Source organism: Streptomyces sp. NPDC048415, from assembly GCF_040651675.1.
Taxonomy (GTDB): Bacteria; Actinomycetota; Actinomycetes; order Streptomycetales; family Streptomycetaceae; genus Streptomyces.
In genome coordinates, this window is the sequence record NZ_JBEZKJ010000038.1 from 1 (window position 1) to 19,063 (window position 19,063).

General features: G+C 70.2%; 14 protein-coding genes. 4 read left to right on the forward strand and 10 right to left on the reverse strand.

What is annotated here, in order from left to right; genetic code table 11:
* From AB0D27_RS23915 to AB0D27_RS23930, 4 genes are all read left to right on the forward strand, one after another.
* Positions 1 to 870, forward strand: an 870-nt coding sequence (locus AB0D27_RS23915; protein WP_362512198.1) for a CoA transferase, incomplete at its 5' end; no start/stop codon positions are given.
* A 4-nt stretch (positions 871 to 874) separates the two neighbouring features.
* Entirely contained in the window at positions 875 to 3,019 is a 2,145-nt protein-coding gene (locus tag AB0D27_RS23920; protein ID WP_362512366.1) for an acetate--CoA ligase family protein, read from the forward strand.
* Positions 3,020 to 3,142: 123 nt separating this feature from the next.
* On the forward strand, positions 3,143 to 4,531 hold the full coding sequence (locus AB0D27_RS23925) for an OFA family MFS transporter (RefSeq protein WP_362512201.1): 1,389 nt from the start codon (positions 3,143 to 3,145) through the stop codon (positions 4,529 to 4,531).
* Positions 4,531 to 5,928, forward strand: a complete 1,398-nt coding sequence (locus AB0D27_RS23930) for an OFA family MFS transporter (RefSeq protein WP_362512203.1) — start codon at positions 4,531 to 4,533, stop codon at positions 5,926 to 5,928. The genes AB0D27_RS23925 and AB0D27_RS23930 overlap by 1 nt, the downstream gene beginning before the upstream one ends.
* A gap of 71 nt (positions 5,929 to 5,999) precedes the next feature.
* On the opposite strand, the gene AB0D27_RS23935 is transcribed toward AB0D27_RS23930, so the two are convergent.
* The 10 genes from AB0D27_RS23935 to AB0D27_RS23980 all read right to left on the reverse strand — a co-directional run bounded on the left by AB0D27_RS23935 (position 6,000) and on the right by AB0D27_RS23980 (position 18,942).
* The gene (locus AB0D27_RS23935) at positions 6,000 to 7,160 is read right to left on the reverse strand and encodes a sugar phosphate isomerase/epimerase family protein (RefSeq protein WP_362512206.1); all 1,161 of its coding nucleotides are present in this window, start codon (positions 7,158 to 7,160) and stop codon (positions 6,000 to 6,002) included.
* Between the two features lie 156 nt (positions 7,161 to 7,316).
* Complete coding sequence (locus AB0D27_RS23940) at positions 7,317 to 8,744, reverse strand: nucleotide pyrophosphatase/phosphodiesterase family protein (protein ID WP_362512208.1); 1,428 nt, start codon at positions 8,742 to 8,744, stop codon at positions 7,317 to 7,319.
* Complete coding sequence (gene eboE, locus AB0D27_RS23945; RefSeq protein ID WP_362512211.1) at positions 8,741 to 9,910, reverse strand: metabolite traffic protein EboE; 1,170 nt, start codon at positions 9,908 to 9,910, stop codon at positions 8,741 to 8,743. The genes AB0D27_RS23940 and eboE overlap by 4 nt, the downstream gene beginning before the upstream one ends.
* A 3-nt stretch (positions 9,911 to 9,913) precedes the next feature.
* Positions 9,914 to 10,762, reverse strand: a complete 849-nt coding sequence (locus AB0D27_RS23950) for a TatD family hydrolase (protein ID WP_362512214.1) — start codon at positions 10,760 to 10,762, stop codon at positions 9,914 to 9,916.
* Entirely contained in the window at positions 10,762 to 11,541 is a 780-nt protein-coding gene (locus AB0D27_RS23955; protein ID WP_362512369.1) for an EboA domain-containing protein, read from the reverse strand. Before AB0D27_RS23955 ends, AB0D27_RS23950 begins: the two co-directional genes overlap by 1 nt.
* A gap of 71 nt (positions 11,542 to 11,612) precedes the next feature.
* Positions 11,613 to 12,536: a sugar phosphate isomerase/epimerase family protein gene (locus tag AB0D27_RS23960; protein ID WP_362512217.1), complete on the reverse strand. Its 924-nt coding sequence runs from the start codon at positions 12,534 to 12,536 to the stop codon at positions 11,613 to 11,615.
* Positions 12,533 to 13,840: an SCO3242 family prenyltransferase gene (locus AB0D27_RS23965; protein WP_362512220.1), complete on the reverse strand. Its 1,308-nt coding sequence runs from the start codon at positions 13,838 to 13,840 to the stop codon at positions 12,533 to 12,535. The genes AB0D27_RS23960 and AB0D27_RS23965 overlap by 4 nt, the downstream gene beginning before the upstream one ends.
* Positions 13,841 to 13,902: 62 nt before the next feature.
* Positions 13,903 to 15,036: an inositol-3-phosphate synthase gene (locus tag AB0D27_RS23970; protein WP_362512223.1), complete on the reverse strand. Its 1,134-nt coding sequence runs from the start codon at positions 15,034 to 15,036 to the stop codon at positions 13,903 to 13,905.
* 85 nt (positions 15,037 to 15,121) lie between these two features.
* On the reverse strand, positions 15,122 to 16,489 hold the full coding sequence (locus AB0D27_RS23975) for a ThuA domain-containing protein (RefSeq protein ID WP_362512226.1): 1,368 nt from the start codon (positions 16,487 to 16,489) through the stop codon (positions 15,122 to 15,124).
* 17 nt (positions 16,490 to 16,506) lie between these two features.
* Positions 16,507 to 18,942, reverse strand: a complete 2,436-nt coding sequence (locus AB0D27_RS23980; protein ID WP_362512229.1) for a PQQ-dependent sugar dehydrogenase — start codon at positions 18,940 to 18,942, stop codon at positions 16,507 to 16,509.
* Positions 18,943 to 19,063: the final 121 nt, after the last annotated feature.

The window sequence follows — 19,063 nt, forward strand, 5'->3', positions numbered from 1 at the left end:
GCCTCCATCAAGGGGTTCGGGGATGGCCCGTACACCAACTTCAAGGCGTACGAGGTCGTCGCGCAGGCCATGGGCGGGTCCATGTCGACCACCGGTTTCCAGGACGGGCCACCGCTGGCCACCGGGGCGCAGATCGGCGACTCGGGCACCGGCATCCACGCCGTGGCGGGGATACTCGCGGCGCTGTTCCAGCGCGAGAACACCGGCCGCGGCCAGCGGGTCAACGTGGCCATGCAGCATGCCGTGCTCAACCTCTGCCGGGTGAAGTTGCGCGATCAGCAGCGACTGGCCCGTGGTCCGCTCGCCGAATATCCCAACGAGGACTTCGGCGACGAGGTTCCCCGCTCCGGCAATGCCTCCGGCGGCGGGCAGCCCGGCTGGGCCGTGCGCTGCGCGCCCGGCGGTCCGAACGACTACGTCTACGTGATCGTGCAGCCCGTCGGCTGGAAACCGATCAGCGAGCTCATCGGCCGGCCCGAGCTCGCCGACGACCCGGACTGGGCCACCCCCGAAGCCCGCCTCCCCAAGCTGACCAAGATGTTCCAGCTCATCGAGGAATGGACGTCCACCCTCCCCAAGTGGCAGGTGCTGGAGAAGCTCAACGCCCACAACATCCCCTGCGGGCCCATCCTCTCCACCAAGGAGATCATCGAGGACACCTCCCTCGCCGCCAACGAGATCGTCGTCGAGGTCGAGCACCCCGAACGCGGCAGGTACGTCACCGTCGGCAACCCCCTCAAACTCTCCGACTCCCCCGCCGACATCACCAGCTCACCCCTCCTCGGCGAACACAACGAGGAGATCTACATCGGCGAACTCGGCCTCGGGGACGAGGAACTGCGCCTGCTCAAGTCGAGCGGGGTGATCTGAGGTGGTGACCGAGGACCGGGCACTGCGGGTGAGGGAGCTCCTCGACGCCGTGCGAGCCGAGGGACGGACCGCGCTGACGGCGCCCGAGGGCAAGGTGATCGCCGACGCGTACGGGATCGCGGTTCCCGGCGAAGAGCTGGCGAGGGACGCGGACGAGGCGGTGGCCTGCGCGGCACGCCTCGGCGGATCTGTGGTGATGAAGATCGTCTCCGCGGACATCCTGCACAAGACCGACGCGGGCGGCGTGATCGTCGGCGTCGAGGGAGCGGCGGACGTACGGGCCGCCTTCCGCGAGATCGTCGAGAACGCGCGGGCGTACGACATACGGGCCCGCATCGAGGGCGTACAGATCCAGGAACTGCTGCCGCGGGGGCAGGAGGTCATCGTCGGGGCGGTGACCGACCCGACGTTCGGGAAGGTCGTGGCCTTCGGGCTCGGCGGTGTGCTCGTCGAGGTCCTCAAGGACGTCACGTTCCGGCTCGCGCCCGTGGACCCCGACGAGGCGCTGTCGATGCTGGACTCGATCCGCGCGGCGGAGATTCTGCGCGGGGTGCGCGGCGCGCCGCCGGTGGACCGGGGGGCGATCGCCGAGCAGATCCGTCGGGTCTCCGAACTCGTCGCGGACTTCCCGGAGATCGCCGAGGTGGACCTCAACCCGGTGATCGCCACCCCGAAGGGCGCGGTCGCGGCGGACATCCGTGTGATCCTCGCCGAGAGCGATCCCACCCAACGCCGCACCTACACCCGCGCGGAGATCCTGACCTCCATGCGCCGGCTGATGGAGCCCTCGTCGGTCGCGGTGATCGGCGCCTCCAACGAGCCCGGCAAGATCGGCAACGCGGTGCTGCGCAACCTCATCGACGGCGGCTTCTCCGGCGAGATCCATCCGGTGAACCCCAAGGCCGACGACATTCTGGGCCGCAAGGCCTACAGGAGTGTCACCGACATTCCCGGTGAGGTGGACGTGGCGGTCTTCGCCGTGCCCGCCCCGGCCGTGGCCGCCGCGCTGGAGGAAGTGGGCCGCAAGCACATACCCAACGCCGTCCTGATCCCCTCCGGGTTCGCGGAGACCGGCGAACACGCGCTCCAGGACGAGCTCGTGGCCATCGGCGAGCGGTACGGCATCCGGCTCCTCGGCCCGAACATCTACGGCTACTACTCGACGTGGCAGGACCTGTGCGCCACGTTCTGCACGCCGTACGACGTGAAGGGCGGCGTCGCTCTCACCTCGCAATCCGGTGGCATAGGGATGGCCATTCTGGGTTTCGCGCGTACTACGAAGACCGGTGTTTCGGCGATCGTCGGGCTCGGCAACAAGTCGGACCTGGACGAGGACGACCTGCTCACCTGGTTCGGCGAGGACCCGCGCACGCAGTGCATCGCGATGCACCTGGAGGACCTGAAGGACGGCCGCGCCTTCGTGGAGGCGGCACGGACCACGGTCCCGAAGAAACCGGTCGTGGTCCTGAAGGCCGGTCGTACGGCCGCCGGGGCGAGGGCCGCCGGTTCGCACACGGGCGCACTCGCGGGCGACGACGCCGTGTACGACGACATCCTGAAGCAGGCCGGTGTCATCAGGGCCCCCGGGCTGAACGACATGCTGGAGTACGCGCGCGCGTTGCCGGTGCTTCCCACCCCCCAGGGCGACAACATCGTGATCATCACCGGCGCGGGCGGCAGCGGCGTACTGCTGTCCGACGCGGTGACCGACAACGGTCTGTCCCTGATGGAGATCCCGCCGGACCTGGACGCGTCCTTCAGGGAGTTCATTCCGCCCTTCGGGGCCGCGGGCAACCCGGTGGACATCACGGGCGGGGAGCCGCCGTCCACGTACGAGGCCACGATCCGGCTGGGCCTTTCGGACCCGCGCATTCACGCGCTCGTCCTCGGCTACTGGCACACCATCGTGACCCCTCCCATGGTCTTCGCCGAGCTCACCGCGCGCGTGGTGGCCGAATTCCGTGAGCGCGGTGTCGCGAAGCCCGTGGTGGCCTCGCTCGCCGGCGACGTCGAGGTCGAAGAGGCCTGCCAGTACCTCTACGAGCGAGGGGTCGTGGCCTACCCGTACACAACCGAGAAGCCGGTCGCCGTGCTCGGCGCGAAGTATCGCTGGGCGCGTGCGGCGGGGCTGTTGGGGGGCGGGTCATGACGTGAGTGTGCGCGGGGGCGGCCGACGGTGCGCGTCGGCCGCCCCCGGGACCCGTGAGCGCACGAAAGGCATTTGGCAGGGGGCGCTGTCCAGATCTTTCGACGCAAGGGGTGTTTGAGTTCGATGGCAACCACCGATTTCTCGACGTCCGTCCCCTATCAAGAGGTGACGGACCGCAATGGCCGCGTATACCGCGTCGGCGAGTCCGACGTCGACATCATGGGCCGTAAACGTAAATGGATGGTCTTCCTGCCCTGGGCGGGCATGCTGGGGATCAGCTCTGCCGAGTACGCGTTCACGTCAGCCGAGGACACGCTCCACGATGCTCATCTGTGGAGCAGCGGACACATCTTCTGGCTGATGGGCGTCTGGGTGTTCTTCCAGGCGGCCGTGGCCTTCCCGGCCGGGCAACTGCGGGAGAGCGGCCGCCTCCCCGCCCGTACGGCGATGCTGCTGGGCGCGCTGGGCACCCTGCTGGGCTATCTGTCACTGGCGTTCGCGCCGCATGTGCTGGTCGCCTATCTCGGCTTCGGCATGTGCAGCGGTATCGGCGCCGGTCTCGTCTACGCGACCTGCGTGAACATGGTCGGCAAGTGGTATCCGGAGCGCAAGGGCGGCAAGACGGGCTTCGTCAACGGCGGTTTCGCCTATGGGTCCGTGCCCTTCGTCTTCCTGTTCACCTCGTACATGGAGCTGGGCAACTACAAGGGCGTCCTGGTGGGCGTCGGTCTGCTCTGCTGCGCGATGGTCGCGGTCGCCGGCTGGTTCTTCAAGGACCCGCCGAAGGGCTGGTGGCCCGCGAACGTGGACCCGCTGAAGGTGTCGGACGACCCGAGGATCAGGCGGGCGCTGGAGAAGAACCCGCCGGCCGTGAAGCAGTACACCCCAAAGGAGGCCGCTCGTACGCCCGTTCTCTGGATGATGTGGTTCTGTCTGCTGTGCACGGCCGGGATCAACATCTTCGGCATCGCCTTCCAGGTGCCGTTCGGCAAGGACATGGGCTTCGCGGGCGGGATCGTTGCCACGGCGATGTCGCTGAAGGCCATCGTCAACGGCACGGGACGCGGCGTCATCGGCTGGATATCCGACCGCGCCGGCCGGCGCCACACACTGATCATCGTGTGTCTGGTGCTGGGCACCGCCCAGTTCGGTGTCCTGATCTCCGGCCAGATGGGCAGCATGCCGTTCTTCCTGTTCTGCTCCATGGTCTCCGGCTTCGGCGGTGGGGCGATCTTCCCGCTGTTCGCGGCCATGACGGCGGACTACTTCGGTGAGAACAACAACGCCTCCAACTACGGAATGGTCTACAGCTCGAAGCTGATCTCGGGCCTGGTGGGCTCCGGCATGGGCGCGATCGTCGTCGACACGTGGGACTACCACGGCGCCTTCGTGCTCGCCGGATCCATCGGCCTGGCGTCCGCCGTGCTGGCGCTGTTCCTGAAATCACCGGGCCGGCCACAGGCCCGGAGCATAGTTCCCAACCCGCACCCGCTCGGCGAGGAGATGGCTTGATGACGGCGGAACCTATCGCCACGAAAAACGCGTCGGAGGACTCCGGCGCCTCGTACCGCGAAGTCACCGATTCCCGGGGCCGTGTCTACCGGATCGGCGAGACGGACCGGGACATCCTGGGCCACTCACGCAAGTTCATGGTGTACCTGCCATGGATAGCCATGATGGCCATCAGTGTCTTCGAGTACGCGTACGGCTCGGCCGAGGACACCTTGTCCCACGCGCACGGCTGGACGCAGAGCAACACCTTCTGGATCCTGAGTGTCTGGGTCTTCTTCCAGGCCGGCATAGCCTTCCCCGCGGGCTGGCTGCGGGAGAAGGGCATCCTGACCGCCCGCAAGGCCATGTACGTCGGCTCGGGCATGTGCCTGATCGGCTTCCTCGCCCTCTCTCACCTGAGCAACGTCCTCCTGGCGATCCTGGGTTTCGGCGTCATCGGTGGCATCGGATCCGGCCTGGTGTACGCGACCTGCATCAACATGGTCGGCAAGTGGTTCCCCGAGCGGCGCGGCGCCAAGACCGGGTTCGTCAACGGCGGATTCGCGTACGGCTCGCTGCCGTTCATCTTCATCTTCAACTACGCCTTCGACACGGCCAACTACCACCGCGTACTGGACCTCATCGGCTGCTACGTGATGATCGTGGTCTTCTCGACCGCCTTCTTCTTCAAGGACCCGCCGAAGGACTGGTGGCCGGCGGACATCGACCCGCTGACGTACGGCGGTACCGAGAAGGGCGCAGCCAGCCTCGCCAAGAACCCTCCCGCGGTGAAGCAGTTCACGCCCAAGGAGGCCATCAGGACCGGCATGCTCCCGCTCATGTGGATCGCCCTCGTCATGACCGCGGGCGTGTCGATCTTCGGGATCTCCTTCCAGGTCGACTTCGCCAAGGAGGTGGGCTTCGGCCCGCTGGTGGCGGCGTCGTCAATGGGCGTCATGGCCGTCATCAACGGCATCGGCCGGGGTGTGGTGGGCTGGCTGTCCGACAGCTGGGGCCGTAAGCAGACCCTGGTATTCGTGATCGTCGTCCTGGGGCTCGCGCAGTTCGGCGTGATCTGGGCCGGCGACATCCACAGCGAAGCCCTGTTCCTGTTCTTCGCCTTCCTCTCCGGGTTCGGCGGCGGGGCCTTCTATCCGATGTTCGCGGCCCTGACGCCGGACTACTTCGGCGAGAACTACAACGCCACCAACTACGGGCTGGTGTACAGCGGCAAGCTGATCAGCGGCCTGTTCGGCGGCGGGCTCGGCTCGATGGTGGTCGCCGCCTGGGGCTACAACGGCGCCTACGCGCTGGCCGGCGGCGTCTCCATGGTGGCGGCGGCGATCGCGCTGCTGCTGAAGCAGCCGGGGCGGACTCGAGCGGACACGTCGGCGCCGCGGCCGCAACCGGTGGGCTGAGCAAGGGAGTCCGGACAACGGGCGGCCCTTCCCGCGACGAGCGTCGCGGGAAGGGCCGCCCGATCCGTTTGCTAGTGGCGCTTCTTGCGCAGGGCCGCGAGATTGTCGTAACCGATCTTCGCGTGCTTCAGCGACTGCCCGAGGTCGGTGGAGCTCGGGGCGTTGTCCTGCTCGACCATCGGGTTGTGGTAGTTCCTGGCGCCGACACGGGAGAAGAAGGTGGTGTAGTCGATGACGCCGGTGCCGAACGGCACCATGTCGTAGCCCATGCCGTTCGTGGTGTTGACGGTGCCGTCCTTGGCGTGGAAGAGCGGGTAGCGCTTGTTGTTGCGGGCGACGAGCCCCGCCGGATCGAAGACGTTCTCCTGTGTGGAGCCGTCGTGGGCCGTGTACGTGTGGAACTTGTACTGGGCCACGTGCGCCCAGAAGATGTCCATCTCCAGCCAGACCACCTTCGGGTCGGTGATCTGCAGGAAGTACTCCAGCTTGCGGATGCCGGAACTGCGGGTCGGGCGGCCCTGGGCGTCGAGCGGGCCCCCGTCGATCACGAAGCCATAGGCCGCGTCGTGGTTGTGGGTGTACAGCTTGATGCCTTCACGGCGGGCGATCTCGCCGAGCGCGTTCCACTTGTCGGCGGCCACGTCCCAGTCGGCGCGGTAGGCGCTGCCAGTGGGATCGCCGCCGGTGCCCATGTGCGCCATGCCCAGGATGTTGGCGATCTCCAGGTGCTTCTTGAAGGTGTCCAGGTCGGACGTGGTGAAGGGCCAGGACGGCGGTATGAAGCCGTGGTTGCCCTGCGCCCGCAGCCCGTACTCGTCGAGCCAGGAACGCAGCAGCTTGGCGCCCTCCACGGACTCCAGGTTCGCACCGCCCGCGGCGTTGGCGTGCTGGCCGTAACCAGCGAACTCCACTTGCTTGTAGCCGAATCGCGAGAGCTGCTGGAAGACCTCGCGGAAACCGGAGGGCAGATCGGTGGCGAGGGGATCGCGGCCCGTCGCATCACGGAGCGTGTAGAGGATGATGCCGCGCCTGGCCGGAGGGACGAGGACGTCGCCGCCGTGGTCCTGGTCTCTGGCCCGGTCCTCGGCCAGGGCGGGCGAGGCGCCGAAGACGGGTGCGGCGATCGCCGCGGTCGCGGCGGCGGTGCAGGTGCTGAGGAAGCGGCGGCGGCTGACGCCGAGGGTGCGACGCAGGGCGTCGCCGGTTCCGGATTCGTCGTTGAACGCGGTCACGGTCTCTCTCTTTCGGATCGGTGTTCAGCGGTGGCGGGTGCCGGACGGTCTGCTGCTCGTGCGCAGGTCGGACGCCTGCCGGACGCTCGCCGAACGCGTTGTCAGTGGCGCGTGTTTCACTTTCTGTAGTCGCTCGTCACGGCTCGTCAGGCCTCGTCATTCGAGGCCGGCCAGGTCGAGCAGCAGGGATTTCACTTCGGTGGCCGCGATGCGGCCGGTGACTGCGCGGGGGGTGGAGCAGATGATGAGCGGACCTTCGTCGTCGCTCAGGGGAAGGCGGCCGTGGCTGCCGCGAATAGGTGAGGGGTCCAGGGGCACGACCGCCATGCGGTAGCGCAGGCCGAGCTTCTTGCGGGCCAGCGCGGTGGCCGCCTTCACCTTGACGTAGGGGTCGAGGGGATCCATGAAGAGTTCGACCGGGTCGTAGCCGGGTTTGCGGTGGATCTCGACGAGCTGCGCGAAGTCGGGCGCGCGGGCGTCGTCGAGCCAGTAGTAGTACGTGAACCAGGCGTCCGGCTCCGCGACGGCAACGAGTTCGCCGGAGCGCGGATGGTCGAGGTGATGGGCCTTCTTGCCCTCGTCGTCGAGGAGTCGCTCGATGCCGGGTAGGTCGGCGAGGGCTGCCTTCGTGGCCTCCAGGTCCTCTGGACGTCGCACGTAGACATGGGCGATCTGGTGGTCGGCGACCGCGAAGGCACGGGACGCCATCGGGTCGAGGTACTCCATGCCGTCCTGCGTGTGCACCTCCAGGAGTCCGGCGCGGCGCAGGGCGCGGTTGATGTCGACGGGGCGGTCCGCGCGGGTGATGCCGTACTCGGAGAGCGCGACGACGGTGCGGCCTTCCGCCTTGGCGTCGTCGAGGAGGGGAGCCATGGCCGCGTCGAGGTCCGCGGCCGCTTGCAGGGAGCGCGGGTCGTCGGGGCCGAAGCGCTGCAGGTCGTAGTCGAGGTGAGGGAGGTAGCAGAGGGTCAGGTCCGGCCGGCGGGTGCGGTTGATGTGGCGGGTCGCGTCGATGATCCAGCGGCTGGAGACGAGGTCGGCGCCGGGACCCCAGAAGTGGAACAGGGGGAACGTGCCGAGTTTCTCGGTGAGTTCGTCGTGCAGGGCCGGGGGCCGGGTGTAGCAGTCGGGTTCCTTGCGGCCGTCGGCGTAGTAGACGGGACGGGGAGTGACGGTGATGTCGGTGTCGGCGCCCATGGCGTACCACCAGCAGATATTGGCGACCGTGTAGCCGGGGTGCGCGCGCCGGGCGGCATCCCACAACTTGTCGCCGGAAACCAGGCCGTTGTGCTGCCGCCACAGGAGTACGTCGCCGAGCTCGCGGAAGTACCAGCCGTTGCCGACGATGCCGTGCTCGCAGGGGTGGGTGCCGGTGAGGAAGGTGGACTGTGCGGCGCAGGTGACGGCGGGCAGGACGGTGCCGAGCGGCGCGCGAGAGCCGGACTGGCCGAGAGCTTTGAGGTGGGGCATGTGGTCGAGGAGACGAGGAGTGAGGCCGACTACGTCCAGGACGAGGAGAGGGGTGGGACGTGGGAGCTCGCTGGGGTGCTCCCGCAGGGGTGTCGGTGCCGGCTGCTGGGTCACGGCAGCTCCTTGAGGCCGAGGTCCGTCAACAGGTCTCGGACCAGGGTGAGTTCTGCGGCGATGCCGTCGGCGAGCTGGGCGCGGGCGCGGGGGCGCAGCTCGGACGGGAGGGCCTGCCAGGTGTAGGTCTCGACCTCCAGATGGCGGGTGAGCGGGTGCGGGCCACCGGCGAGATGGGCCAGCGCGGCCCGCAGTACGGGGAGTGTGGAGGTGAGGGGCGCGGCGGGGGCCGCGTGCAGCGGGACATGGAAGTGGGCGCGCCACGGGGAGGCGTCGGGCAGGGCGTCTCCGGCGAGGGCGTCGCCGAGGTCGTCGGTGCCGCGCAGGCCGGCGGATGTCCGGGTGCGGGTCTGGTGCAGGAAGCGGGGTTCGTCGAAGGCGGCGAGGGCCGTGCGGACTTCGGGGAGATGGGGGTGTTCGGCGTGCAGGGCGGCTGAGAGCTGCGACTTGACGACAGGGACACGGGCTTGTGTGAGCGCGTCCAAGGCGGTGTGCGGGTCTTCGAAGGAGGTGGCGAGGTGGCAGGTGTCGACGCAGATGCCGATGCGGTCGTGGCCGATCGAGGTGAGCGGGGCGATGGCGTCGCGCGTGGTCTCGACGGCGCAGCCGGGTTCCGGTTCCAGGCCGATACGGATGGAGCGGCCGGTGAGTTCGTGGAGGGCGTCGAGGCGTTCGGCGAGCGTGGTCAGCGCTGCGTGGGCCGTTGCCGCCCGCTGGTCGTCGTACGCGGTGCGCCAGGCGAGGGGCAGCGTGGAGATGGTGCCTTCGGTGACGTCGTCCGGCAGGAGCTGGGCGAGGACGCGGGCCAGGGCGGTGGTGTGGGCGAGGCGTTCCGGGTCGGCCCAGTCCGGCTGGTAGACGCGGTACTTGACCTCCTCGGCGCCGAAGCCCTCGTACGGGAAGCCGTTGAGGGTGACGACTTCGAGGCCGCGGCGGTCGAGCTCGGTGCGCAGACCACGCAGGGCGGACGGGTCGGTCACCAGGGTGCGGGCGGCGTCCTTGGCGAGCCACAGACCGATCCCGAGGCGGTCGCGGCCGAGGCGACGGCGCACGGGTTCGCAGTGGTCGCGGAGCTGGGCGAGGACGCCGTCGAGGGTCTCGGCCGGGTGGACGTTGGTGCAGTAGGCGAGGTGGACGGTGGAGCCGTCGGGGTGGCGGAAGCGCATCGCTCACTCCCCGCCGCGGAGAACGGAGTTGCCTTCGTGGGTGACTTCCTTGGTCGTGCTCTGGAGATTCAGCCGCCCGCTGAGTCCGTAGAAGGCGACGGGGTTGCGCCACAGCACCTGGTCGACGTCGTCGTCGGTGAATCCGGCCGCCAGCAGGGCGTCCCCGACTCGGCGGGTCTTGAGAGGGTCGCTTCTCCCCCAGTCGGCGGCCGAGTTGACGAGCACCTTCTCAGACCCGTAATCCCGCAGGATCGCGACCATCCGCTCCTCGTCCATCTTGGTGTCGGGATAGACGGAGAAGCCCAGCCAGCAGCCGCTGTCCTTCGCCTCTTTGACGGTGTTCTCGTTGAGGTGGTCGACCAGGACCCGCTCCGGGGACAGGGCGGATGCGCGGACGGCGTCCAGGGTGCGGCGCAGGCCGGCCAGCTTGTCGCGGTGCGGGGTGTGGACGAGCGCGGGCAGCTCGTGGTCGGCGGCGAGTTGAAGCTGGGCAGCGAGCGCGGCGTCCTCGGCGGGGGTCATCGAGTCGTAGCCGATCTCGCCCACGGCCACCACCTGGTCCTTGACGAGATACCGGGGCAGTTCGTCGAGGACGGGGACGCAGCGGGGGTCGTTCGCCTCCTTGGGGTTGAGGGCGAGCGTGCAGTGGTGGGCGATGCCGTACTGGGCGGCGCGGAAGGGTTCCCAGCCGAGGAGCGAGTCGAAGTAGTCGAGTAAGGAGGCGGGTGAGGTGCGGGGCTGGCCCAACCAGAAGGAGGGCTCGACGACGGCGCGGACGCCCGCGGCGTGCATGGCCTCGTAGTCGTCGGTGGTCCGTGACGTCATATGGATGTGGGGGTCGAAGATGCGCATCAGGACTCCTTGCCGGAGGTGCCGGAGCTTCCGGGCGTGCCGGAGGTGCCGGAGGTGCCGGGCGTGCCGGAGCTTCCGGGCGTGCCGGAGGTGCCGGAGGTGCCGGGCGTGCCGGAGGTGCCGGAGGTGCCGGGCGTGCCGGAGCTTCCGGGCGTGCCGGAGGTGCCGGAGCTTCCGGGCGTGCCGGTGGGGGTGGCCGTGGGCTCGGTCAGGGCCAGGACGCGATACAGGTCCTCGGGTACGGGACGGCCCGCGGCGGCGCGTTCGTCGGCGTAGTCGCCGAGCATGCGGGCGAGTTCGGCGTCGGCGCGGGCGCGCCGGGGCAGCTCGGCCACCTCGTCGACGGGGACGCCGGTGAACAGGCACTTCAGGACGGCGTGGCGCCAGCTGTGGGGGTCCAGGTGCCGGGCGGCGTACGGGCCGACGGCGGCCGCGACGAGCCGGGTGTCGTTGGTGCGCAGGGCGTCCTCGACCAGGGACAGCGCGCCGGGCCCTGGCACGAGGTGGGGCAGGGCGTGCAGGACGGCTCGGCGTTCGGCGGCCGTGCCTTGGCGGTAGACGCGGGCGAGTGCGTCCGGGTCGGCGCGGGCGGCGTGCAGGAGGAGTACGCGGGCTGCGTCGGCGTACTCGGGCCCGCACCGGCGCCCGGCCTCGGCTATCCGCAACTCCCAGACGGAGATGGGGCCGTGGACGCCGGGGTGGGCGGCCGCCTCGTCGAGTGCCTGGTCGAGCCAGGCGCGGGCGGCTCCGCCGAGGTGGGTGTTCAGGCGGGCGTGCAGGGCGGCGAGGGCGGGCCGGCCGGTGTGGCCCGCCTGGCTGCTCCGGCTGCCCTGGGTTCGGTTCGGGTGGTTCACGGGGTTCTCCCTTCGGGGCCCTTGGGGATCGCCCGGGCCGCGCGGTGGAGGAACGGGAGGGACTCTTCGGCGAAGTGGGGACCGGCGTGGGAGTGACGGGGCAGTTCGACGACGGTCAGGGCCTGATAGCCGGTGTCGGCAAGGGCTTCGAGTACGGGCGGGAAGTCGATCTCCCCGTCCCCGAACGGGAGGTGTTCATGGATGCCGCGGCGCATGTCCTCGATCTGGACGTGACGCAGCCACGGGGCGGCGGCGCGTACGCAGTCGGCGGGCGGCAGGGGTTCGAGGCACTGGCAGTGGCCGATGTCGAGGGTGAGCCCGAGGGCGGCCGGGTCGCCGAGTGCGCGGCGGAGGCGGTGGAAGTCCGCGAGGGAGGCGAGCAGGTGGCCCGGTTCGGGTTCGACGGCGAGGGGGACGCCGGCGAGAGTCGCGGCGTCCAGTACGGGGGTGAGCGCCTCGGCCAGGCGTTTCCAGGCGGTGTCCTCGTCCGTGTCCGCCGGGGTGACTCCGCTGAAGCAGTGCACGGCGTGGGCGCCGAGGTCGGCGGCGACCCGCACGGCCCGTATCAGCAGGTCCATCCGGCGCACGCGGTCGTCCGGGTCCCGGTCGAGGAGCGATGGGCCGTGTTTGCGCCGTGGGTCGAGGACATAGCGGGCGCCGGTCTCCACGGTGACGCCCAGTCCCAACGCCGCCAGCCTGTGGCCCACCTTCCGCGTGCGGGCGGCCAGGTCTGGGGCGAGCGGGTCCAGGTGCATGTGGTCGAGGGTCAGGCCCACGCCCTCGTAGCCGAGGTCGGCGAGGAGAGAGAGGACGTCGTCGAGACGGAGGTCGGTGAGGCCGTTGGTGCCGTAGCCGAAGCGGAGGGGATGGGGGTCCGGGGCGGGGCCCGCGTCGGAGGCCGGGCGGGGGCTCGGGGTCATGTGACGCTCACCTTCCTCGCGAACTTCCGGGCCGCTGGGGCGAGTGCGGCCATCAGGAAGGCGGTGACGGGAGAGCCCGCGCGGGCGGCGAGGGTGGCCTGGAGGGGGATCATGGCGCGGATTCCGCCGCCGACGGCTCGTTGGGTGAGCTGGGGTGAGGGGTTCAGGGCGGCGTGGAAGAGCGGGTGGGCGGCGGTCGCCGCGTAGGCCAGGGTGAGGGCTCCGCGCAGGGTGTCTGCCATGGGGTTCGGGGAAGAGCCGGGAGATGGAGCCGCACCGGAGGCTCGGCCGGGTCTCGCCCTCGGGGCGCCGACGCGTGCTGAGTGCGGAGCTGTCGGGGCATCGTCGGCAGGCCGTCCCGCGCCTGGCCGACCGTACGAGAGTCTCCAGGCAAGCGCACCGGTCGTGGCCAGCGCGGCCAGCGGTGCCACCGGCGAACCGCCCTGCGTCTCGCCCCGCGACACCGTGGTCACCGCGAGGGTGTGGGCGGCCAGGGTGAGGGCAGCGGGGAGGGCGTGGCGGGCGGTGCGACAGGCGGCGGTCACACCGTGGAGCACGTCCTGGCCGCGCGCCGCACGTCCGGTGCTCGCCGTGCCGAAGAGCCGATCCGGGCTGCGAGCCGTGCCGGCGGTGGCCGCGGCGCCGAGGAGTACGTCCAGGCCGCGCGCGGTTGCCATCGCCGCGGCTCCGGCGGGGGTTCGTTTGAGCGTGAGGTCGTACGCCCAGACGGTGGCCGCCAGCGGTGCGGCGACCGCGAGAGAGGGGCGTCCCGCGCGGGCTGCCAGGGCGAGGCCCGCCACCGTCAGGGCTCCGGCCGCCGCGAGTGCCGCGGCCGGGTGTACGCGGCCGGAGGGCAGCGGGCGGTGCGGGCGGTCCACGGCGTCCTCGGCTCGGTCGGCCCAGTCGTTCAGGGCCATGCCCGCCTCGTACAGGCAGAGGGAGGAACCGATGGCGAGCAGAGTGCGGGAGTTCGGGCGAGTGCCGACGGCGGCGGCCCCCGCGACGGCGTCTCCTGGCACGGTGAACAGGGCGGGCAGGCGCAGCAGTTCGACCCAGGCCCAGGCTTTCTCCCGCACCCCCGGGCCCAACCCGACCGACACCCGCGCCCCCAGGCCCAACCCGACCGACGCCCGCGCCCCCGGGCCCAACCCGACCGAGGCGCTCGCACCGGCCAACCCGGCCGACTCGCTCGCCTCAGCCAACCCGACCGACACTCGCGCCCCCGGGCCCGACTCAACCGAGGCGCTCGCACTGGCCAGTCCGACCGACTCGCTCGCCTCAGCCAACCCGGCCGACTCGCTCATGCCAGTCGGCTTCCCCTTTCCAAGAAACGCGCCCGACCCGAGCGCCCCAACCCCGCGCGACTTCACCGGCCCTCCCCCGTAAGCCCCCGCAGCCGCCCCGAGAACCCCGCCAGTGCCGCGTACTGCTCACCCAGTGCCGAGAGCCCCTCCCCCATCGGATCCTTGAAGTAGAAGCCGAGTTCGCTCAGGGGGCCGGTGACGCCTGCCTCGTGGGCGCGTGCTGTCAGCCGGGCGAGGTCGAGGACCAGGGGAGCGGCGAGCGCCGAGTCGCAGCCCTGCCAGGTGGTCTGGAGGATCATGCGGGTGCCGAGGAAGCCGTCGAAGGCGATGTGGTCCCAGGCGGTCTTCCAGTCGCCGAGGGCGGGAACGTCGTCGATATGGGTCTCGCCCTCCGGAGCCGCACCCAGGGTGTCCGCCAGCACGCGCTCCTTGCCGGCGTTCTTGGCCGCGGCGGCGGCCGGGTCGGCGAGGGCGGCTCCGTCCCCGCCGCCCAGGAGGTTGGTGCCGGACCAGGCGCGGACCGTCAGCGCGCGCTGGGCGAACATCGGGCCGAGTACGGACCGGAGCAGTGTCTGGCCGGTCTTGCCGTCGCGGCCCGCGTAGGGCAGCCCGCTGGACTCGGCCAAGGACGCGAGCGCCGGGTGGTGCAGGCCCGTCGAGGGCGTGAAGTTCACGTAGGGACAGCCGGCCCGCAACGCTGCCGCCGCGTACAGCGAGCTCGGGGGCAGCGCGGTCCCGGCGTGAGCGGGTTCCGTGGACGCCACGTTCACCACCACCGCCCGCACCAGGCCGCACCGGCGTACGAAGTCCCGTATGTCCGCGGCGAACGTGTCCACCAGCTCGGACGGATCACGGGTGTCGCCGGGGACGGGGCCGCCCGGGCGGATCTCACGGTCGGCGGCCTCCAGTTCGGCCGCGATTGCCGAGGGCAGACCCTGCGGGAGTACGCCACCCGCGGCCAGGGCCTCCGCCCGCTTCGGCAGAGGGCAGTCGACGGTGTCGTGACCGCCGAAGACGAGGGACGGCAGGGTGGGCAGGCCGCAGTCGGCGAAGAGGTCGGTTTCGGTGACCATGCCCGTCGGGGCGTGCAGCCCGGCGGTGACGGCCGCGCAACCCGCGATGACGGTGGTGGCGACGGAGCCGCGTGCTCCGATCAGCCACACCCCCACCCGGGGATCAGCAGGGGACACGGACATGGGCAGCCTCCTTGTCGTAAGTCAGCCAGGAGAAGCGGGGGGCGAGACGGCGGGCGGGAGTACGGCGTCTCCCGCCCGCCGCCGCTCAGTCGCCCGGCGAAGCCTCGAAAGCCCCGCGCGCCGAGGGCTTCGTGGGCAGTTCCTTGATCCGGATGTCACGGAAGGACACCTGGTCGTCGGCTCCGTGGTTCTGGATGCCGACGTGTCCGTCGCGCAGGCTCCGTGCCGGATCGGTGTTCGTGAAATCGTTGATCTTCACGCCGTTGAGCCAGACGCGGAGCCGTTCGCCCTCCACGCGGATCTCGTACGTGTTCCACTCCCCCGGCGGGTTCAGCGCGCGGTCGCGCTTGTCGATGTCGGCGGACTGGAAGCTGTACACGGCCCCGGTGGTGCGGTCGGGGGCGTCGGTCGCGTCGATCTGGATCTCATAGCCGTTGTTCACGGCCGACCAGGGGTCGTCGGAGGCCGGGAAGCCCACGAAGACACCGGAGTTGTCGTCCCCGGCCGCCTTCCAGTCCAGCTTCAGCGAGTACGCCCCGAAGGCGGCGCCCGCGTACCAGAGCATCCCCAGCCCGCCGTTCGACGTCAGGGTGCCGTCGTCCGAGCGGGAGAAGGAGCCCGGCCCGGCCTGTTTCCACGCCGAGAGCGACTCGGCCGTGCCGTCGAAGAGCGGGCGGTAGCCGTTCTCCGGGCGGCAGTCGGCCCGCGCGTCGCCGATGGCGTACCGGATACCGCCCAACAGGTGCTGCCGGAAGGCGGGTTCGGCGAACGACTCCTTGGTGTGACCGCCCCCGGTGTAGAAGGCGCGGCCGCCCCGGTACTCCTGACACCAGGCGATCGGATGGTCGCCGGTCATCGTGCCGCCGGTGTACGACGACTCGTCGAGGGAGGCCAGGACGTGGGCCCGGTCACGCGGATTGGAGCGGTAGTTGTACCACTCGTCCGTGCGCTCCCACGCCTTCGGGAGTTGCGAGGTCGCCGGGTGTGCCCGGTCCTCGACGTCGACTGTCGCGGGCTGGATCGCGGGGTGCGACTGGAAGTAGGCGCCCGCGAGGCCGCCGTAGAAGGCCCAGTCGTACTCGGTGTCGGCGGCCGCGTGGATGCCCACATAGCCGCCGCCCCGATTGATGTACCGCTCGAAGGCGGTCTGTTGGGTGTCGTCGAGGACGTCACCCGTGGTGGACAGGAAGACCACGGCGTCGTAGCGGGCTAGGTTCTTCGAGGTGAAGGCGCCCGCGTCCTCCGTGGCATCGACCGCGAAGCCGTTCGCAGCACCGAGTTCCCGCACGGCTGCGATCCCGTCGGGAATCGAGTCGTGCCGGAAGCCGGCGGTCTTGGAGAAGACCAGGACCCGGCCGCCGTCGGCGTCCTTCGACGCGGCCGGTCCCGACACACAGCCGATGAGCAGGGCTGCGGCAGCACTCACGGTCAGTATTCGTGTCGATGCGCGCATGAGCGTCATCCCTCCCATCAGCTCGTCGTGAAGGTGAAGTCGTCCACGTCGTAGAGCGCGCCCGTCCCGCTCCCCTTGAAGACGAGGTAGAGCGTGGTGGTGCCGCGCGGCGCTCGCGAGAGATCCGCGCTCACGTCCTGGAAGGTGTCCCAGCCGCCGGTCACCGGCACACTCGCGGTGCCCAGAAGCCGGCCGGCCGGGGAGCCCGCGCGGACCTCGAGCGTGCCGCCCGATCCCGCGGACGAGATACGCGCCGTGATCTTCGTGGCGTTGCTCAGCACGTACGGCGTGAACGAGATCCAGTCGCCGTTGTCGATGTCGCCCACCGTCTTGCCGCCGTGTGCGGTGGCCTTCGACTGGACGGTGATCCCCGAGGCTTTGCCGAAGTGCTCGGCCTGGCGGTGCCTGGGCTGGGTGACATTCTGGTCGTGGCTGGTCAGCGGGGCCTGTCCGCCGCCCCCGCCGTCGGTGTACTGGGCGTCGAAGACCCCGAAGATGTTCGCGTCGTCGTCATGGCCGTTGCCCGCGCCGGTCTCGATGGTGCCCGTGCAGCCGTTGGCGGAGGTCAGCAGGTGGCCGTGACTGTCGTGGCCGAGGATGAAGTTGACCTTCACCTTGGAGCAGTCGATGGTGGTGTCCTCCGGGTCGGTCACCTTCACCCTGAAGGGCACGGCGTCGCCGAAGCTGAACAGCTGTCCGTCCTTGGGCAATTCGAGCGTCACCTTGGGCGCGGTGTTGCCGACGACGACCTGCACACTCGCGCTTCCGGTGCGGCCCGAGGCGTCCTTGGCGGTCACCGTCGCCGTGTACGTGCCGTTCTTCTTGTACGTGTACGTCGGGTCGGCCGCTGTCGACTTGCCGCCGTCGCCGAAGTCCCAGCTGTAGGTGAGGGCGTCGCCGTCGGCGTCGGACGAACCGGCGGAGGAGAAGTGGACCTTGAGCGGGGCGTGTCCCGAGGTGCGGTCGGCCGCGGCCTGGGCGACGGGCGAGTGGCCGTCGGTGGCGTTCTCGATCCGGTACAGGCCCGAGTTCTCGTCGCCGCCGAACCAGGCGGTGCCGTAGTCGAGCACGTACAGCGCGCCGTCGGGTCCGAAGGCCATGTCCATCACCTGGGTGCCCGTCCACGGGAAGGCGTTGATGGACTGCACGGCGCCGCTGCCGTCGGAGACGATCCGCTTGATCCAGCGGCGGCCGAACTCTCCGGCGAAGAAGTTCCCGTCGTACGCCTGGGGGAACTTCACCGGCGAGTCGAGCGAGGCGTCGTAGTGGTAGACCGGGCCGCCCATCGGGGATTCGGAGCCGCTGCCGAACTCCGGGACGGACGCGCCGTCGTACGGGATCCAGGCGGGCTGGGCAGGGGGCAGGTCGGTCAACCCGGTGTTGTGGGGCGAGTTGTTCTTCGGCGCGTCGCAGTCGAAGGCCGCGCCGGACGTCTTCGTCGCGAAGTCGTAGTCCACGTAGGCGTCGTTCTTGCCCGTGCAGTACGGCCAGCCGAAGTTGCCGGGGCCGGTCACTCGCGCGAACTCGACCTGGCCTCCGGGGCCACGCGCGGGGTCGGCGGCGCCCGCGTCAGGGCCGTAGTCACCGACGTACACGATGCCCGTCGCCTTGTCGACGCTGAAGCGGAACGGGTTGCGGAAGCCCATGGCGTAGATCTCGGGGCGCGTCTTGTCCGTGCCGGGCGGGAAGAGGTTGCCGTCGGGGATGGAGTACGAGCCGTCGGCGTTCACCTTGATGCGCAGGATCTTGCCGCGCAGGTCGTTGGTGTTGCCGGCCGAACGCTGCGCGTCGAATGCCGGGTTGCGGTCGGCGCGCTCGTCGATGGGGGTGAAGCCGTCGGACTGGAAGGGGTTCGAGTCGTCGCCGGTGGAGAGGTAGAGGTTCCCGGCCGCGTCGAAGTCGATGTCGCCGCCGACGTGGCAGCAGATGCCCCGGGATGTCTGGATGTCGAGGATCTTCTTCTCGCTCGCCGTGTCGAGCGTCCCGTCGCTCTTCAGGACGAAGCGGGAGAGGCGGTTGACGCCGTCGAAGGGCGCGAAGTCGGCGGCGCTGCCCGTTTCCGGGGCGTCACCGGCCGGGGTGTTCAGGGGCGGCGCGTAGTACAGGTAGATGAAGCGGTTGGCCGTGAAATCGGGGTCGATGCCGACGCCCTGCAGGCCTTCCTCGTCGTGCGAGTAGACGTCGAGCTTGCCCGCGAGCCTCGTGTTGCCCGCGCTGTCGGTGAGGCGGAGTTCGCCGTCGCGCGAGGTGTGCAGCACCGAGCGGTCCGGGAGCACGGCGAGCGACATGGGCTCGCCGACCTCGGGTTCGCCCTTGGCCAGGGTGACCTGCTGGAAGTCCTCGGCCGCCGAGGCCTTGGGGCCGGCGACGGCTGCGCCGGCCTGGGGTGGGGTGAGGGTGAGGGAAGCGGCCGCGAGCAGCGCGCCGCTCAGCAGGGCGAGTGCCCCGCGCATTCTGGGACGTCTCGAGTGGCTTTTGTTCTTCCTGTTTGGGGCGTACGGGTGCACGAAATGCCTCCATGAAGGGGCTGGTCGTACGGGCGGATGCGTGACGCCGGGGTGCGCCGTCACCCCG

What these genes read in the sequence shown, in the direction of transcription:
- AB0D27_RS23925 (WP_362512201.1), top strand. Translation starts at nt 3,143, where the DNA reads ATGGCAACCACCGATTTCTCGACGTCCGTCCCCTATCAAGAGGTGACG.
- AB0D27_RS23930 (WP_362512203.1), top strand. Translation starts at nt 4,531, where the DNA reads ATGACGGCGGAACCTATCGCCACGAAAAACGCGTCGGAGGACTCCGGC.
- eboE (WP_362512211.1), bottom strand. Translation starts at nt 9,910, where the DNA reads ATGCGCTTCCGCCACCCCGACGGCTCCACCGTCCACCTCGCCTACTGC.
- AB0D27_RS23950 (WP_362512214.1), bottom strand. Translation starts at nt 10,762, where the DNA reads ATGCGCATCTTCGACCCCCACATCCATATGACGTCACGGACCACCGAC.
- AB0D27_RS23960 (WP_362512217.1), bottom strand. Translation starts at nt 12,536, where the DNA reads ATGACCCCGAGCCCCCGCCCGGCCTCCGACGCGGGCCCCGCCCCGGAC.
- AB0D27_RS23965 (WP_362512220.1), bottom strand. Translation starts at nt 13,840, where the DNA reads ATGAGCGAGTCGGCCGGGTTGGCTGAGGCGAGCGAGTCGGTCGGACTG.
- AB0D27_RS23970 (WP_362512223.1), bottom strand. Translation starts at nt 15,036, where the DNA reads ATGTCCGTGTCCCCTGCTGATCCCCGGGTGGGGGTGTGGCTGATCGGA.
- AB0D27_RS23975 (WP_362512226.1), bottom strand. Translation starts at nt 16,489, where the DNA reads ATGCGCGCATCGACACGAATACTGACCGTGAGTGCTGCCGCAGCCCTG.
- AB0D27_RS23980 (WP_362512229.1), bottom strand. Translation starts at nt 18,942, where the DNA reads ATGCGCGGGGCACTCGCCCTGCTGAGCGGCGCGCTGCTCGCGGCCGCT.